This is a genomic window from Sorangium sp. So ce375 (assembly GCF_051473855.1).
Taxonomy (GTDB): Bacteria; Myxococcota_A; Polyangia; order Polyangiales; family Polyangiaceae; genus Sorangium.
In genome coordinates this window covers 1,570,904-1,586,241 of record NZ_CP150335.1, presented here as the reverse complement: position 1 = coordinate 1,586,241, position 15,338 = coordinate 1,570,904, and the positions used below count along the sequence as shown (strand labels likewise).

The window sequence follows — 15,338 nt, the reverse complement described above, 5'->3', positions numbered from 1 at the left end:
CTTATCCGGAAGCGCCGCTCACCAGAAGGGGGATGCTCAGCTCGCCTGGGCGCGGCGCGCCGCGGCGCCCGGAGCCGCAGGTCCGGGGGGCTCGCTCTGCACAGCGAACGCGGCGATGGTGAGCACGGCCATGATGGCGCCGAACACGAGGAGCCCCATGAACAAGGCGATCCCGGCGTGCAATGCGACGGTGGCGACGACCCATGGCAGCCGCGTGCGGCGCGGCCAGATCAGGAAGGCATAGCCGATCTCCACGAGCAGCACCGTCCACCCGGCGACCACCGCGAGCCACGGGGCGTCGGCCAGCCACGCGAGGTCGAACTGCCGGTATTCCGGCAGCATGACCGAACGCCATATGGCCTCGCCGTTCCACCACGGCTCGCCCGCGGCCTTTCCAAGCCCGCTGGCCAGGTAAACGACAGACAGGTGCAGCTGCACCACGCGCAGCCCGAGCCGGGCCGCCGGCGTGGGCCCTCCTCGGACGCGCCCGAGCTGGAGATCCAGGGAGAAGGCGGCCGCAGAGGGCATCCAGACGAGATAGAAGAGAAAGATGTTGGCGAAGCTGTCCACACCGTAGACGGTGGAGTTCGCCGTCGTCATCAGCATCAGGTGGGTGAGCCACGCCAGGACCGCCGCTGCCCTGGTCCACCAACCGACCAGGAGCGCGGCGAGGGCCAGCACGTAGATCACCCCCGTTCCCAGGATGACCGAATCCTCCCCGACCCCGAGCGGGGCAAGGAGCTCCACCGCCCAGCCGATGCGAGGCAGCTCGGTCCTCGCGAACACGTCGCGCAAAGGCCCCTGGAGGATCCCGGACCGCCCATAGAGCTCGAAGAGCGCAGGCGCGACGAGCGCCGCCTGGAGCAGGAGCACGGCCGCGAGCCCGATGCGTAGGACCGCGAGCGGCGCCGCCGAGGCTGGCGCCAGCGCGAAGCGCTCGATCGAGCGGAGGACGCGCGCGGGCTCCCTGCCCGCGGCCGGCCCGTGGAGGCCGATCGGATGGCCCTTCACCGCGCCTCCCCGCTCGCGTCTCCAGAGGTCCTGAGCTTCGAGCGGATCATGAACTGCGCCTCGTACTGCAGGTTCCAGCCGGAACGCTTCCCCTCCCGGTACTCCTGCATCGACGGAAGATCGCATGTCTCCAGTCGGACGATGACGCCCTCGGCCGCGGGGTGTCTCGCCAGCACCTTGCCTGCCCACGAGGCAGCGATCGAGCGCTGGATCGTCGGGTCCTCCACGTTCAAGAAAGGCGTGATGAGGTTGAGTATCCGGATTTCCGTCTCGCGGCTGAAGCCAGACTCGAGGGCATCGATGAGGATCGCACCGCCGGCATCCGAGACGTGAAAGCGGGCCCTGGGCAGCGGGGTGATGCTGCCAGCGAAGAAGGCGTAACCGCTCTCGGCCCCGGAGAGCCCGCCGTAATACGCGAGCGCCCGCGCCAGCCAACCGTCACCCTCGGGATGGATCTGGAGAGCCCCCATGACGACGAGCCCTAGATGGCCCACGACGGCGACCAGGGCTGCGGCGTGGCGCCGGCCGTTCGGTTTTCCCTCCATGCAGCTCCCTCCGGTAGTGCCCGCCTGCGAGCGCTCGCGATCCTGACCGACAAGAGAGATGGAAAGCGGACCGCCCGTCCCGCTCTCCTGCCTCGCCGCGCCGACACCCCCGCGCCGGCGCCCTCAGCGCTTCGTCGTGCCCGCCATCGGGCATCCGCCGGTCGAGGGTGCGAGGCGCCCCATCGGACCGCCACCAGCCATGTCACCGCCAGTGCCCGTACCAATGACTGTGCCAGTGCCCGTGCCAATGACCATGCCAGTACCCGTGCCAATGACCATGCCAGTACCCGTGCCAGGGCCTGTACCCGTAACCGTGCCAGGACGGGTTCCAGTGACTGTACCAGTGCCGCTGGCGCGCTGGACGAGCGCTGGGTGCATCCGCGGCGACGGGGGCTCGTGTTTCCGCGATGAGGACGAGCTCCTCGATGGGCGTCGTGGTTGCGGCCGAGGCAAGCTGCGCCACCCCGAGGCATGCGAGCGGCGCGGCCAGCATGCCGAAGACGTTGATGCGCTTCATGTTCATCCCCCCGTGTGATGGCTGCTCATCATGAGCGCCGAACATGGCCGTGCGTCTTCAACGCTCATGCAAGCCGCACGCCCCGGCGGCATCCGGCGGACGGTCGTCGCTTCCCCTATCGCGGGGAGACAATCACGACAAAGGGCCCCATCGGCCGAGTATCCCGTCGGCGCACTATGCGGTGTGCGACGAGAGAGGGAAGATCCTGCGCTATTCCTGCCAGAGCACGCCGAGCTCGATCTCCACCGCATCGAACGGCGCCGCGCGCACGATGACGTCGCCCTCCCACGCGCCCACGCGCGTGAAACGGCCCCCGTCGACGCGGTAGACCTCCAGGAGCCGGAGCCGCGGATCGATGAGCCAGTAGTGCGCCACGAGCTCGCGCGCGTAGATTTCCATCTTGTCGCGGCGATCGAGCGCCTCGGTGGACGGCGAGATCACCTCGCACACCCAGTCGGGCGCGAGGAAGATGGCCGCGTTCCGCGTCGGGATCTGCGGCATCCGGTCGCGGCGCCACGCGGCGATGTCGGGGATCACGATGTCCGGATCGTTGCCGAGGTGCAGCTCGGGCTCGACGAGCAGCGCCCACCGGCCAGGCCCCTTGATGCCCCGGCGAAATGGTAGGTACAGCTCGCCTGCGAGCACCGACGTCACGTTCCGGCAAGACAGGGAGGGCCGCGGCGTCGCGTGGAGGACGCCGTTCAGGACCTCCGCCACCTGATTCGGCGGCGTGTCAAGCACATCCTGGTACGTGGCGCGACGGCCGCAGTCAGACATGGTCGGATGTTAGCATGCACGCCGCGCGCGGCGGCTCGCCCGGCGAAATTCCGTGAGCAGCCCCCCTCCGATCGCCGCGGGTTCGTTGTAGATTCCGCCGCCATGAGCGAAGCAGCCCCCTCCCCCACACAACGCCCCCGTCCGCTTGTCCTCTGCATCCTCGATGGATTCGGCGAGCGCGAAGAGAAGGACCAGAACGCGATCGCCCTCGCGGCGATGCCGAACCTCGACGCGATCAAGCGCGACTCCGAGAAGACGCTGATCGGGACGAGCGGACCGGACGTCGGGCTCCCGGTGGGGCAGATGGGCAACAGCGAGGTCGGCCACCTGAACTTCGGCGCGGGGAGGATCGCGCTGATGGACATCTCGCGCATCGACGTCGCGATCGCCGAGAACAAGCTCGGCTCGAACGAGATCATCGACCGGACGTTCCGCATCGCGCAGGACCGCAAGTGCCGGGTGCACCTCTTCGGGCTCGTCTCCGACGGCGGCGTCCACTCCTCGCTCGACCACTTCCTCGCGCTGATCCAGCTCGCGAAGTTCCACGAGGTGCCCCTCGTCCTGCACGCGTTCCTCGACGGCCGCGACACGCCGCCGAAGAGCGCGTGGGGCTACGTCGAGAAGATCGAGCAGGCGCTCGAGGGCATCGGCGTCATCGGCACCATCTCGGGCCGGTACTACGCCATGGACCGCGACAAGCGCTGGGACCGCGTCATGAAGGCCTACACCGCGATCGTGCGCGGCGACGCGCCGCGGGCCGACACGGCGTTCGACGCGATCCAGCAGTCGTACGCGCTCGGGAAGACGGACGAGTTCGTCGAGCCCGTCCGCATCGGCGACTATAACGGCATCAAGGGCGACTTCGTGGCCGACTTCGCCTCGACGGAGCCCCGATGGGAGTGGCAGGGAGAGGAGGTGGGCCTCGCCGTCAACTTCAGGCCCGACCGCATGCGCGAGATCTCGGCGATGTTCACGCGGCGGAACCTGCCGGCCGAGGTGCTGGAGCTCCTCTCGGACCGCGGCAAGCCGGTCTTCGCCTTCCAGGAGCACTGCTACAGCGGCATGACCGAGTACGACGCGGCGCTCAAGCTGCCGGTCGCGTTCCCGAAGGACGAGGTGACCGAGTCGTTCCCCGAGGTGATCTCCCGCGCCGGGCTCACGCAGCTCCGGTGTGCCGAGACCGAGAAGTACGCGCACGTCACGTACTTCTTCAACGGCGGGCGCGAGGACACGTTCCCGGGCGAGGACAGGAAGCTCGTGCCCTCGCCGCGCGACGTCGCCACCTACGACAAGAAGCCCGAGATGAGCGCGGCCGGCGTCGCGAGCGAGGTCGTGGCCGCGATCAAGAGCGGCAAGTACGACTTCATCCTCGTGAACTTCGCGAACCCGGACATGGTCGGGCACACCGGCATCCTCGAGGCCGCGATCCACGCCAACGAGGCGGTCGACAAGGGGCTCGGCGCCATCGCGGACGCCGTGCGCGAGGCCGGCGGCGCGCTGATGATCACGGCGGACCACGGCAACTGCGAGCAGATGAAGGACGAGCACGGCAACCCGCACACCGCCCACACGCTCAACCCGGTGCCGCTCTACTACCTGAACAAGAGCGACCCCGGCGTCGTGCTCCGATCCGGCGGCCGCATCTGCGACGTGGCGCCGACGATGCTCGAGATCATGGGCCTCCCGCAGCCTGCGGCGATGACGGGGCGCTCGCTCCGCGTCCGACAGCGGTAAGTGGGCGCGGACCAGAGGCAGCTCGGCCCGTACATCCTGCGCGAGGCCGTCTCGGCGCGGGCGCTCACCGTAACGTACCGGGCCGAGCACGCGGGGCTCGGCCGGGCGGCGCTGATCAAGACGCTCAAGCCCACGGTGTCGGCCGCGAGCGCGTTCGCGGCCGGCCTCGAGCGCGAGGCGAAGATCCTCGCGCGCATCCGGCACCCCAACATCATCGATATCCACGACTTCCAGCGCGACGACGACCGGATATGGCTCGTGCTGGAGCCGCTCTCGGGGCCGACGCTCGCGGCCCTGTGCGCGCGAGCGGGGCGCCTCGACGAGGGCGCCGCGACGGCCATCGCGCTGGAGATCGCGCGCGGCCTCGGGCACGCGCACGAGCGGGGCGTGGTGCACCGCGAGCTGCGCCCCGAGCGCGTCGTCATCACGCCCCCTGGCGGCGTGAAGATCCTGGAGTTCGCGGCGGCGTCCGACGGCCGGCTGCCCTCGTTGCCCGAGCCGTTCGAGGGCAGCGACACGTTCGCGCGGCCCGACTACATGGCGCCGGAGCAGATCCTCGGCGCGGACGCCGGGCCGCAGGCGGACGTGTTCGCGCTCGGCGTGGTGCTGTTCGAGATGCTCACCGGGGTGCGCCCGTTCGACGAGCCGAAGGCGGGGCCGGCGGACGCGGGCAATGCGTCGAACCGCGCGTCAGCGCCGCCCCGCGCGCCGCGCGAGCGCGACGAGGACCGGTGGGCCGAAGGCAGGGCCGTCGCGCACCGGATCCGCAGCGCGCCGCCGCAGCCGCTGCGCGGCCTCGTGCCCGACGTGTCGCGCGGCCTGGAGCGCGTGGTGCTCCGCTGCCTCGAGAAGGAGCCGGAGCAGCGCTACGAGAACGGCCGCGCCGTCGCGGACGCCCTGGCCGAGGAGCTCGCGGAGCGCGGTCATCCGCAGCCTCGCGTGCTCATCGGGAGAGCCCTTGCGGCGGCCAAGCTCGGCGGGGACGAGCTGCCGCCCGCGCAGGCGCCGCCCGCGCGCCCCGCCGCAGAGCGGCGCAGCGCGCCGTCGCTCGCGCCCGACGTGGGCCGTCTCGTCGGCATCTTCGCGCTGGTCATCGCGGGCGGCGCGCTCATCGAGCTCGGCCTCCGCCAGCACGACGAGGCCGCGCCGCCCAGCGCCGAGGACAGGCAGCCCGGCGCGCGATCGGAGGAGCGCGGCTACCTGAAGGTCCTCGCCAGGCCGTGGGCGGAGGTCGTCATCGACGGGGAGCTCGTCGACGTGACGCCGATGGCGCGGGCGATCCCGCTCCAGGCCGGGCGGCACTACGTCACGTTCCGGCACCCGAACGCGCCCGAGGAGAAGCGCACGATCTCCGTCTCCGCAGGGCAGACGGTCACGCTCGACGTGACCATGCGGATCGATCGCAGCGCGCTCGACGCAGGCGCGCCGCCGCCTCCGGACAGGGACGCGTCGCCCTGACGACGACGCTGGCTGCGCCTACGCGGCGCCTCCGGCCTTCCCCGCGCCGTCCGCGCCGCCGGCGGCGCTCGCGCCGCCCGGGCCGCCCTCGCCGCTCGCGTCCCCCTTGGCGCCGGCCCGGCGGCGGAGCGCCTCGAGCGCTAGGAGCGGCCGCTCCCGCTTCTCGTGCAGCTCGCCCACGCACGCGCCGCTGCCTCGCTCGAGCGCGCGGCAGCAGTCGGGCCGCACCTCGTAGATCGAGCACAGGAAGCGGCCGCGCTCCGCGTCCAGCGTGAGCGCGGCGCAGCGGCCGTCCTCGATGTGCATGTAGCAGCGGTTCCCGATGAAACGCGTGAACCGCCGCGCGCGATCGTCCATGCGATCGTAGTCGCAACCGAAGACCCGGACGTACTCCGGCAGCGTCGAGAAGCAGCAGGTGCCGCACGCGGTGCACTCGGGGACGACCACATCGCCGCGGCCGCCCGCGCGCCCCGCGTCCGTCGCGCCGCGCTCGCCCGGGCGCGTCAGAGCCGGACCTCCACGTGCGTCCCGCGCTTCAGGTCGTCGAGCCACTTCTGCTTGGCCTTCGTCATGATCTCCGCCTGCAGCCGCTGGAGGACCTCCGGGCGAGCGGCCTCGAGCGTCGTGAAGCGGGAGGGCTGGCGGCTCAGGAGCTTCATGACCACGAACGCGTCGCCCGCGCGCATCGGCGCGGTCACGCCGCCCGGCTCGATGGCCATCAGCGCGGCCTCGAGCTCCGGGGCCATCACCTCGCGCTGGCCGGTCGCCGCGGCCTGCGTCCCCTGCGGCGCGCGGACCCCGAGATCGCCGCCCTCGTCGCGGGTCGCGGTGTCGTCCGAGAACTGCCGCGCGAGGGCCGCGAAATCCTCGCCGCGGCGCGCGCGCTCCGCGAGCGCCACGGCGAGCGCGCGGCGCTCCTCGACCGCCTCGGCGCTCGCTCCGGGCAGGACGCGCAGGACGATCCACGCCGGGTGGTAGTCGCGCCGCCGGCGCTCCTCGCGCACGAGCCGATCGAAGGCGGACCGCACGTCCTGCTCGGTGATGCGCACCCGGCCCTTCACCCGGAGCTGCAGCATCTTCCCCTCGAGGATCTGCCGGCGGATCTCGTCGCGGTACTCCTGCTCGGTCAGCCCCGAGCTCGCCCGCGCCATCCGGAACAGCTCCTCGACCGTCGTCTGCTCCGCGGCCGCGATGTTCCGGAAGGCGTTCTCGATCTCCTCGGAGGTCACGCGGACATTGGCCTTCTCGGCGGCCTGACCCTCGAGCTCCTCGTCCACCATCTTCTGGATGAGATCGCGGAGGACCTGCGACTCGGCCGCCGCCTGCTGCGCGCCCGGCGGGACCCTGGCCTGGATCTGCAGCAGGAAGGGGCGTGCGCGCTGCCGCAGATCCGAGAGCAGGATGGCGCGATCGCCGACGACCGCGACGATCCGCTCGCTCACGACCGCGTGGGCGAGCGGCGAAGCGAGGGCGGCGGCGACGATGAGCCCGGCGAGGGCGCGGCGGAGCGGGACACGCATCGCGCGCCTCTACCACTGGGCTCCAGCCGGTTCCACGCGTTTCCGGAGCAGCGCGGCTCGGATTGACGCGGTGCGCCTCCGCGACCCGCAGAGAGGGCGCGGCCCCGCGGCTGTCCAGCCTGTTGCTTCAGCGATCCCGGCGCGGTAAGCGGCCTCATACGACAACCTTCCGCGAGCCCACTCAAGGACAACCGATCTCCACGTCGCCGGCAAGCACGCTGGTCGTGGCGGACAACCCCGTCGTCCCGTTCATCGAGGGAGACGGGACCGGGCCGGACATCTGGCGCTCAACCCTCGAGGAAATAGTGGAAACGCAAAATTCTACCATCATCTACACGAAGACAGACGAGGCGCCGGCCTTGGCCACGTATTCGCTCCTCCCGATCGTCGAGGCGTTCACGAAAGCCGCCGGGGTCCGAGTCGAGACGCGCGACATCTCCCTGGCGGGCCGCATCCTCGCCAACTTCCCGGAGCGCCTGACGGACAATCAGAAGCTCGGCGACCACCTGGCAGAGCTCGGCGAGCTGGCCAAGACGCCAAACGCCAACATCATCAAGCTGCCCAACATCAGCGCCTCCATCCCGCAGCTCGTGGCCGCCATCAAGGAGCTGCAGCAGCAGGGGTACGCCGTGCCGGACTATCCCTCCGATCCGAAGACGGACGAGGAGAAGGCGATCAAGGCACGTTACGCCAAGGTGCTCGGCAGCGCCGTGAACCCCGTCCTGCGCGAGGGCAACAGCGATCGCCGCGCCTCTCCCGCCGTCAAGGACTACGCCAAGAAGCACCCGCACTCGATGGGCGCGTGGAGCCGTGACTCGAAGAGCCACGTCGCGCACATGTCGAGCGGCGACTTCTACGGAAGCGAGAAGTCGGTCGTGGTGGACAAGGCGCAGGAGCTGAAGATCGAGCTCGTCGCCGGCGGCAAGACGACCGTGCTCAAGCCGAGCGTCAAGGTGCAGGCGGGCGAGGTCGTGGACGCCAGCGTGATGAGCGCCAAGGCCCTGCGCGCGTTCTACGCCGAGCAGGTGGCGGACGCGAAGAAGCAGGGTGTGCTGTTCTCCCTGCACCTCAAGGCCACGATGATGAAAGTCAGCGACCCGATCCTCTTCGGGCACGCCGTCAGCGTGTTTTATGCCGAGGCGCTCGACAAACACGCGGCCACGCTGGCCAAGGTCGGCTTCGACCCGAACAACGGAATCGGCGACCTGTACAACAAGATCCAGAGCCTGCCGGCGGACGAGAAGGCGAAGATCGAGGCGGACATCAAAGCCCTCTACGAGCAACGCCCGACGCTGGCCATGGTCGACTCCGACCGCGGCATCACCAACCTGCACGTGCCCTCGGACGTGATCATCGACGCGTCGATGCCGGCGGCCATCCGCTCCAGCGGCAAGATGTACGGCACGGACGGCAAGCTCTACGACGCCAAGTTCACGATCCCCGATCGCTCCTACGCCGGCATCTACCAGGCCACGCTCGAGTTCCACAAGCAGCACGGGGCGTTCGACCCGCGCACGATGGGCAGCTCGCCGAACGTGGGGCTCATGGCGCAGGCCGCGGAGGAGTACGGCTCACACGACAAGACCTTCAAGATCGCCGAGAGCGGCACGGTGCGCGTCGTCGACGCCTCCGGCAACGCCCTGCTGGAGCAGGAGGTCGAGGCTGGCGACATCTTCCGCGCTTGCCAGACGAAGGACGTCGCGATCAGGGATTGGGTCAAGCTGGCCGTCGCCCGCGCGCGCGCCACGGGCGCCCCGGCGGTGTTCTGGCTCGACGAGAACCGCGCCCACGACAGGAACCTGATCGCCAAGGTGAAGGCCTACCTGCCGGAGCACGACACAAAGGGCCTTGAGCTCCCGATCAAGAGCCCTGTGGAAGCGATGAAGTTCACGCTCGGCCGCATGAAGGAGGGCAAGGACACGATCAGCGTCACCGGCAACGTGCTGCGCGACTACCTGACGGACCTGTTCCCGATCCTGGAGCTGGGCACCAGCGCCAAGATGCTCTCCATCGTGCCGCTCTTGGCCGGCGGCGGCCTCTACGAGACCGGCGCCGGCGGCTCGGCGCCGAAGCACGTCCAGCAGCTGCAGAAGGAGAACTACCTGCGCTGGGACTCGCTCGGTGAGTTCCTGGCGCTTCAGGTCTCGATCGAGGACCTCGCCAACAAGACCGACAACGCCAAGGCCAAGGTGCTCGCGAAGGCGCTGGACACGGCGATCGGCCTATTCCTCGAGAACAACAAGAGCCCGGCGCGCAAGGTCGGCGAGATCGACAACCGCGGCAGCCACTTCTACCTCGCGCTCTACTGGGCGCAGTCCCTCGCCAAGCAGAGCGAGGACAAGGAGCTGGCGGCCAAGTTCGGCAAGCTCGCCGCGACCCTGACGGACAACGAGTCCAAGATCGACGGCGAGCTGATCGGCGCGCAGGGGAAACCCGTCGACCTCGGCGGTTACTACCACTTTGACGATCAAAAGACGTTCGCTGCGATGCGGCCCAGCGCTACGCTGAACGCGGCCATCGACGGCTTCTCCTGAGCCGCTCGGCGGCTCGGCGGGAGATCGCCGAGCCGCCCTCCCCGCGGGCCTACCGTTCTCCCCGATGCATGCCGCGCTCGGATATGGCCTGTTCGGCCGTGCCGAGAGCTCCCTCCCCGCGGGCCTGAGGCTCTATCCGGTTCCCTGATTCCCGCCCCGGCCTCAGCCGGAGCCGGGGTACACCGCCCGACGGGACGCGCGCTCTCGGACGGCCTCGCGCGCGAGCGCGTCGGCGCGCTCGTTGAGCAGCACGCCCGCGTGCCCCGGCACATACACGAGGCGCGCGCGCGGGCGCGCGGCGAGGGCTTCGCGCAGAGAGGCGATGAGCTCGGCGTTCGCCTTCGCCTTCCACCCCTTCTGGAGCACGCCGATCGAATACTGGCTGTCCGTGTGGATGACGATGGGCCGACCCGGATCGTCCACCTCCTCGAGCGAGCGGAGGATGGCCGTCAGCTCGGCGATGTTGTTTGTCGCGGTGCCGAGGAACTCGCTGCGCTCGACCCGCCGGCCGCCGTCGATGATCACCACGCCGAGCCCCGCGGGCCCCGGGTTGCCCGAGCACGCGCCGTCGGCGTAGACGATGACCGCCCCCTCCGGGACAGGCGCCACCGCGGTCGCGCCCTTCGCCGACGCCTTGCGCTGCGAGCGCCCGGGCCCGGCCGGCGCCGGGGCGCCCGCGCCCCCCTCGGACGGCTCGCCGGCGCGCGCCTTCACGACCGCCTCGGCAGGGCCGCAGGTGTCGTCGGGCAGCACCTTCGGGTCGACGACGGTCAGGTTGTCGGCGCGCGCCTTGTACCGGCGGCCGTCGTGCGGCTTGTAGCGGATCTCGACGCCCCCGCCCTCCTCCGCGGCAAAGGCGCCGGCAGCGTCGGCGCGAGCATAGACGGTTTGACCTCGAAGCGATGCACGAACCCAGGGCACGAGCGCACCCTGGCATGGATCGAAGGCCGCCGGTACGGGAGACCATGCCAGACGAGCGCGGCCCTCGAGCCGGACGGGCGCGGCCGCGCTCGCCCTCCCAGCAGCCCGCTCGACGCGCTCGACAAATAGCGTGGCGGACGACGCGCTCGACGCGCTCGGCGCGCTCGGCGCGCTCGGCCAATAGCGTGACGGACGGCGCGTGCGGCGGCGACGCTGGGCGATCACGGATCGATGCAGAGCGCGAGGGACCACGAGGTCAGCGTGCCGGAGTCGGACGCTGCGTCGTCCCCTACCCGGAGCGTCCACGTGCCGTTCGCCGGCCCCGTGAGGAAGGCCGCGAACGACGCCTCCGGGCGGAAGCACCCGCGGAACGGCGCCATCCCTCCCGTGACCGAGGCCGCGCAGCCCATGTCGAAGACGGTCCTGCGGTAGTTGTCGCCGGAGCCGCCGTTGTCGCTCGAGACATCGACCGTCGAGCCAGCAGGAGACGTGAGCGAGATATCGAGATCTCCGTCGAACGAATGCGCGATGTCGACCTCGAGCCTCACGCGACGGATCGCCCCGCTCGAGACGACCGGAAGGACGCTGGCAGCGACCGCGCGATCCGTGACGGTCTTGGGGACGTCCGTGGACGACTGCACCCACAGCACCTGCCCGGGCGAGCACGCGCCGTCGGCCGTGTCGCAGCCGAGCGCGCAGTCCGGGTCGGCGCAGTCCGTCTGGCCGTCGAGGTCGTCGTCCTCGGCGTCGCCGCAGTTGCGCTCCTTGAAGTACGTGCACACGCTCGGCGTGCCCCGGCAGGTGTACCTCGCCTCCACGACGCAGGCCGCGCTGCACCCGTCGCCGCTCGACGTGTTGGCGTCGTCGCACCCCTCGACGCCGTCCCGCACGAAGCCGTCGCCGCACCTCGCGGAGCGGCAGGTGATGGGGCAACCGTCGGTGCTGTCGGTGTCGCCGTCGTCGCACTCCTCGCCGGCCTGGACCGTGCCGTCGCCGCAGCCGTCGAGGAGGCACCCCGGGCTGCACCCGTCGCCAGCGCTCCGGTTCCCGTCGTCGCACGCCTCGACGCCGGTGCGCACGAACCCATCGCCGCAGGCGGCGCGCGCGCAGGTCGTCGGACAAGCGTCGGTGTTGCTCGCGTTGCCGTCGTCGCACGCCTCGACACCGGCCTGGACGAACCCGTCGCCGCACGTGGCGGCGACGCACGCGGTGAGGCACGCGTCGGTGTTGCTCGCGTTGCCGTCGTCGCACGCCTCAGCGGCGGCGTTGACGACGCCATCGCCGCACGCGGGCGCGGCGCAGGTCCCGGCCGAGCTGCACACGTGGCTCAGGCAATCGCGCCCGGTGGCGCAGCGCATGCCGGCGGCGCACCCGACGCACGCGGGGCCGCCGCAGTCGATGTCGGTCTCCGCCCCGTTCCGGACGACGTCCCTGCACGACGGGAGGCACGTCGTCCCAGAGCAGCGGCCGCCCAAGCAGTCGCTGTCCGCGGCGCACGTCTTGCCGGTGGCGCACGGCACACACGCCGGACCGCCGCAGTCGACGTCGGTCTCCGCCCCGTTCGTCGCGCCGTCGGTGCACGACGACGCGCGGCACCTGCCGTCCTCGCAGATCCCGCTCCGGCAGTCCGCGCCGGTGAGGCAGGCCTCGAGATCCGCGCACGGCACGCACGCCGGACCGCCGCAGTCGACGCCGGTCTCGGCGCCGTTCATCGCGCCGTCGCCGCAATCGGGCGCGACACAGCTGTTCTCGACGCAGACGTTGCTCAGGCAATCGCCCGCGACGAGACACTCGACGCAGGCGCCGTTTCCGTCGCAATAGCGCGCTCCAATCGCGTCGGGGCCGCCGCACTCCGTGGTCGCCGGCGCCGGGAGGTTCTTCGGCGCTCCGGCGACGCAGACGTCGGCCGAGCACGGGTCTCCGTCGGAGAAGGCGTCTCGATCGTCGTCGCGCTCGATCACGGCGCCGTGCCCGTCACACACGCGCTCCTTGCAGTCGCCCGGGACCTGCTCGGCCACGGGCTTTCCAGGCGGCGCGGCGTCGAGACCACACCGGCCGCCCTCGCAGGTGCGCCGCTGACACGCGTCATCGACCCCGGGGCAGTCCGCGGCCGTGACGCAAGGCGCTCCGTCGCCGCCGCCCTCGCCGTTCCTGCCGCCTCCGCCGCTCGCCTCGCGCCCGCCGTTCCCGCCGTCGCCGGCCTCCGGCGAAGGCGCCTGCCGGGGACGATCGCAGTCGACCGCGATCATCGCAGCTGCGATGACGAGCGGAGACAGAACCTTCGTGAACGGAGCGCTTCTGAAGAGGTCCGCTCGCACTGACACCTCGATTCCTCCGCTTTTCGCGGGAACGGCGATGTCCCTTCAAGGCCCGATCCGAGCCTGACGGACACGCAGGCGGTCGATCATGAGCGCACTAGACTGATATGGAATCGAGAGGACGCCAGCACCCAAACCGATCGGGAGAGCCCCTATCGCGACGGGCGGCGCTCGCAGCGCGCAGGGCCCTCGGCCACGCCCATGAGGGCGCCCATGACGGTGGACGCCCCTCCGTCGGGCGCGCGGCCCAGTCACCGTAGCCGCTCCGGCGTCCCGCGGGGCGAAAGGCCGCTGGCGGCGGAATGCTGGGGACGCGGGGGCTCGCAGAGCAATTCCACGCGCTCGCGGCGCAAGGGATGTCGCCCAGCGCCATCGTGAAGGGCCTCGTGGGCCCCATGGCAGGGCAGCAGCTGCGAGACGATGTCATCGTGATGGTCCTCCGCTACTCTCCGGACGAACCTCCTGCGGCTGCAAGCTAGGCTCCCAACGGGCGTCGGGGGCGCGCAGCCCCTCGATGAGCACGTCGGCTGGAGTTATCCACCATGCATACGATCACGATGAAGATGCTCCTCTCTTCGGTCTCTGCGATCGCTTCGGGTCTGCTTCTCTCCGCGCTGCCGGCCGCCCTTGGAGGGTGCGGGAGCCCAGCGCCGGCCGCGGCGCCCGCGCCGGCGCCTCCTGCCGTGTCGACGGCGAATCGAGGAGACGAGGCGCTCCGGCGCCGGCTCGATGCGGTCATCGACGCTGCCACCGCGGACGGGCCGATCGTCGGCGCCGTCGTCCTCGTCGCGCGCGACGGCGAGATCGTCTACCGGCGCGCCGCCGGCTTCGCCGACCGGGAGGCAGGGCGGCAAATGCGCGAAGATACGGTGTTCCGCCTCGCGTCGTTGACCAAGCCGATCGTGTCCACGGCCGCCCTTGCGCTCGTGGACGCGGGCGCGCTCGGGCTCGACGATCCGGTGACGAAGTGGCTCCCTTCGTTCGCGCCCCGGCTCGCGGACGGCCGGGCCGCGACGATCACGGTGCGGCAGCTGCTCACCCACACCGCGGGCCTGGGCTACACCTTCTCGGAGCCCAAGGACGGGCCTTATCACCGCGCGCGCGTGTCGGACGGCCTCGATCAGCCCGGGCTATCCCTCGACGAGAACCTCGCGCGGCTCGCCCAGGCGCCGCTCCTCTTCGAGCCTGGCACGGCGTGGAATTACTCGCTCGCGACCGACGTGCTCGGGGGCGTCGTGGCCAAGGCGGGCGGCGCGCCCCTGCCGGACGTGGTCCACCGGCTCGTGACGGGGCCGCTCGGGCTCGACGCCTCGTTCACGGTCGCCGATCCCGGCCGGCTGGCCGTCCCCTACGGCGACGCGCGCCCTCGCCCGGCGCGCATGGCCGATCCGCACGCCGTCGCGCTCGGGCCGGCCGAGGCCACGTTCTCGCCGTCCCGCGCCCTCGATCCGCGCTCGTATCCGTCGGGCGGCGCCGGCATGGTCGGCACGGCCGGCGACTACGTCCGGTTCCTCGAGGTGCTGCGCACCGGCGGCGGGAAGATCCTGCGGCCGGAGACGGCCACGGCCATGACCTCGAATCAGACTGGCCAGCTGAAGGTGCAGCAGGCCGGCGGGACGTGGGGCTTCGGGTTTGGCGCCGCGGTGCTCGCGGCGCCGGACCCGAGCACGATGCCCTCCGCCGCGGGCACCTGGCAGTGGATGGGCGCCTACGGCAGTCACTTCTGGGTCGATCCGAGCGCGAAGCTCACGGTCGTCGTCCTGACCAACACCGCCTTCGCCGGCATGCTAGGCGAGTTTCCAGACGCCGTACGGCGCGCGGTCTACGGCCCCGCGCAGCAGTGATACCGGCGCTGGCGACGGCGACGCCGCCCGCCGCGCGCTCCCCTGGGCATGCGCCGAGCGGCAAGCGTGCGCTCAGGCCCCGCCCGACGCCCGCTTCCGGTCGGGCTTGAGCCTGGAGAGCGCTCCAGCGCTCACTACACCCTGGGGACGGTCGCCCTC

General features: G+C 71.2%; 11 protein-coding genes. 4 read left to right on the top strand and 7 right to left on the bottom strand.

Annotation, left to right across the window (positions count from 1 at the left end):
- Positions 1-36 precede the first annotated feature (36 nt).
- The 3 genes from WME90_RS06045 to WME90_RS06035 form a co-directional block, all read right to left on the bottom strand.
- On the bottom strand, positions 37-1,011 hold the full coding sequence (locus tag WME90_RS06045; protein WP_437280117.1) for an HTTM domain-containing protein: 975 nt from the start codon (positions 1,009-1,011) through the stop codon (positions 37-39).
- Positions 1,008-1,556, bottom strand: a complete 549-nt coding sequence (locus tag WME90_RS06040) for a hypothetical protein (protein ID WP_437280116.1) — start codon at positions 1,554-1,556, stop codon at positions 1,008-1,010. Before WME90_RS06040 ends, WME90_RS06045 begins: the two co-directional genes overlap by 4 nt.
- A gap of 727 nt (positions 1,557-2,283) precedes the next feature.
- Positions 2,284-2,850, bottom strand: coding sequence for a Uma2 family endonuclease (locus tag WME90_RS06035; protein WP_437280115.1), 567 nt, complete (start codon positions 2,848-2,850; stop codon positions 2,284-2,286).
- 102 nt (positions 2,851-2,952) lie between these two features.
- Between WME90_RS06035 and gpmI the strand changes: the two genes are divergently transcribed.
- Complete coding sequence (gpmI, locus tag WME90_RS06030) at positions 2,953-4,584, top strand: 2,3-bisphosphoglycerate-independent phosphoglycerate mutase (protein ID WP_437280114.1); 1,632 nt, start codon at positions 2,953-2,955, stop codon at positions 4,582-4,584.
- Entirely contained in the window at positions 4,585-6,042 is a 1,458-nt protein-coding gene (locus WME90_RS06025) for a protein kinase domain-containing protein (protein WP_437280113.1), read from the top strand.
- A gap of 18 nt (positions 6,043-6,060) precedes the next feature.
- Here the strand turns inward: WME90_RS06025 and WME90_RS06020 are convergent, their stop codons facing one another.
- Both WME90_RS06020 and WME90_RS06015 read right to left on the bottom strand, forming a co-directional pair.
- Positions 6,061-6,489, bottom strand: coding sequence for a YkgJ family cysteine cluster protein (locus WME90_RS06020; RefSeq protein ID WP_437280112.1), 429 nt, complete (start codon positions 6,487-6,489; stop codon positions 6,061-6,063).
- Between the two features lie 56 nt (positions 6,490-6,545).
- Positions 6,546-7,562 (bottom strand): peptidylprolyl isomerase, encoded by a 1,017-nt coding sequence (locus tag WME90_RS06015; RefSeq protein ID WP_437280111.1) that lies wholly within the window; start codon positions 7,560-7,562, stop codon positions 6,546-6,548.
- A 305-nt stretch (positions 7,563-7,867) separates the two neighbouring features.
- Here WME90_RS06015 and WME90_RS06010 point away from each other — a divergent pair, with 305 nt between their 5' ends.
- A complete protein-coding gene (locus tag WME90_RS06010; RefSeq protein WP_437283564.1) occupies positions 7,868-10,096 on the top strand; it encodes an NADP-dependent isocitrate dehydrogenase in 2,229 nt (742 codons plus the stop codon).
- A gap of 162 nt (positions 10,097-10,258) precedes the next feature.
- Here the strand turns inward: WME90_RS06010 and WME90_RS06005 are convergent, their stop codons facing one another.
- Both WME90_RS06005 and WME90_RS06000 read right to left on the bottom strand, forming a co-directional pair.
- Positions 10,259-11,017 carry a ribonuclease HI gene (locus WME90_RS06005; protein WP_437280110.1) on the bottom strand — a complete coding sequence of 253 codons (759 nt, stop codon included), beginning with the start codon at positions 11,015-11,017 and terminating at the stop codon, positions 10,259-10,261.
- A gap of 221 nt (positions 11,018-11,238) precedes the next feature.
- A complete protein-coding gene (locus WME90_RS06000; protein ID WP_437280109.1) occupies positions 11,239-13,266 on the bottom strand; it encodes a DUF4215 domain-containing protein in 2,028 nt (675 codons plus the stop codon).
- 611 nt (positions 13,267-13,877) lie between these two features.
- On the opposite strand from WME90_RS06000, the gene WME90_RS05995 reads away from it, so the two are divergent.
- Positions 13,878-15,179, top strand: a complete 1,302-nt coding sequence (locus tag WME90_RS05995) for a serine hydrolase domain-containing protein (RefSeq protein ID WP_437280108.1) — start codon at positions 13,878-13,880, stop codon at positions 15,177-15,179.
- Positions 15,180-15,338 lie beyond the last annotated feature (159 nt).

Excerpts from the sequence above, each read along its gene's own strand:
- WME90_RS06040 (WP_437280116.1), bottom strand. The coding sequence starts at position 1,556 with ATGGAGGGAAAACCGAACGGCCGGCGCCACGCCGCAGCCCTGGTCGCC.
- WME90_RS06035 (WP_437280115.1), bottom strand. The coding sequence starts at position 2,850 with ATGTCTGACTGCGGCCGTCGCGCCACGTACCAGGATGTGCTTGACACG.
- gpmI (WP_437280114.1), top strand. The coding sequence starts at position 2,953 with ATGAGCGAAGCAGCCCCCTCCCCCACACAACGCCCCCGTCCGCTTGTC.
- WME90_RS06015 (WP_437280111.1), bottom strand. The coding sequence starts at position 7,562 with ATGCGTGTCCCGCTCCGCCGCGCCCTCGCCGGGCTCATCGTCGCCGCC.
- WME90_RS06000 (WP_437280109.1), bottom strand. The coding sequence starts at position 13,266 with ATGATCGCGGTCGACTGCGATCGTCCCCGGCAGGCGCCTTCGCCGGAG.
- WME90_RS05995 (WP_437280108.1), top strand. The coding sequence starts at position 13,878 with ATGCATACGATCACGATGAAGATGCTCCTCTCTTCGGTCTCTGCGATC.